This window comes from Flavobacterium sp. FPG59, assembly GCF_002150205.1.
Taxonomy (GTDB): Bacteria; Bacteroidota; Bacteroidia; order Flavobacteriales; family Flavobacteriaceae; genus Flavobacterium.
In genome coordinates, this window is record NZ_MTCA01000365.1 from 1 (window position 1) to 1,441 (window position 1,441).

Annotated in this window: 1 pseudogene; it reads left to right on the forward strand. The window is 29.8% G+C overall.

Features of this window, described 5'->3' with window-relative positions:
* Window positions 1–1,441: pseudogene (locus tag FPG59_RS16810) on the forward strand (cell envelope integrity protein TolA); the annotation flags it as partial.

Below are 1,441 nucleotides of genomic sequence, written 5' to 3' on the forward strand. Positions count from 1 at the left end.
GTAATTAAACTTAAAACTACAGAAATTAAAGTTAATGTCACCAACGAATATATAGAAACCGAACTTATTGATCGAGGCTCTCAAATATTCAAGATCAGAGAACGAAATAAATTTAATTTATTGATTGACAATATGAAAGTTAACTTGTATTTTCTTAATAGAAGTGCTAAAGTTAATTTCGGAAAAATTATGGGCATACCACCAGTAAAATATGGATCAGTGTTTTTATTTAAAAATGGATTTAGGGTTCAGCCCTATGGAGATACAGGTGACGATAGTTGGGGGTTAGACTTTAGAGCTCAACAAGGACATAATAGGACTTTAGCAACAAGAGATTTATTTGGAAGAGTTGACATTATATCTGAAAATGTTGAGCAATTTAAAGAAGTATCTAGTAGAGATGGAGGACTGGTTGAAACAATTGGTTATCATCAATTAATGGAAATATTCAAAGAAAAAGCACATAAGCGTCTCGAAAGATATGTTGTTGGCGTACTTTGGGGGGAAGCATTTTTAAGGAAAAAATATTTCATATCTGACAGCGAAGGTTTTAAGTTTAGGAAGGATTTAGTAAATGATAAAGATTCAGATGAGTTTTCAATTGCTAAAGGGAATATTGGTAGTAAGATAGATTTCATTCAATTACTCAAAGGGTTGACTGATGAAAAGGATATTGAAATTTTAGATTATAATAAAGATTTAATCGATTTAGTCAACGAAAATCTGGAAGCAGTTCAGCCAAAATTCTTGAAAGATTTTGAAAAAATAGCTGACAAAATTAATGATGAAGATTTAAAAAGAACTTTTGATTTAACACAAGAAAATTTTCATCGCATAGAAAAAGAAAAAGAACAAGCTGAACAAAAAGCCAACGATGAAGAGCGGAAAAGAAAAATAGCTGAGGAAATTGCTAAGGAAGAAGTAAATAAAAGAAAATTAGCTGAGAAGAAAGTAGAGATAGAGGAGGAAAAACGAAGATTAGCCGAACTCGAAACGTTAAAAAAAGAAAAAGAAAGAGCTGAGGCTCAATTGGCAAAAATAGTTGCTGAGCAAAAAGCGAAAGAAGAACAAGATAAGAATAAAAAACTTACGGATAAGAATTCTCTATTAAATCAAGAAGTTAGCTATTTCAAAGCTACAAGAAAGACTCTTACTGGAGATGATGCTGAGCAACTTGTGCATTCAATTGATTTATATGTTGGTAATGCTGCTTCATATTTAGATTCAATTTTTGAAAAAGAAAACGGATTTAGCATAAAAACAAAAGAAAACTTATACTATGTAAAAAGTAATTTAGACAAGGCATTAAAAGTTTCTCAAATAATTATTAAATCAGATTTTGATTATAAAAGTTCAAATCATAAGGTAGATTTGGCAAAATATATTGAAGATTATTTTAATGATTGTGCCATCGCAAGGATAGATAAATTAAATATTAAAG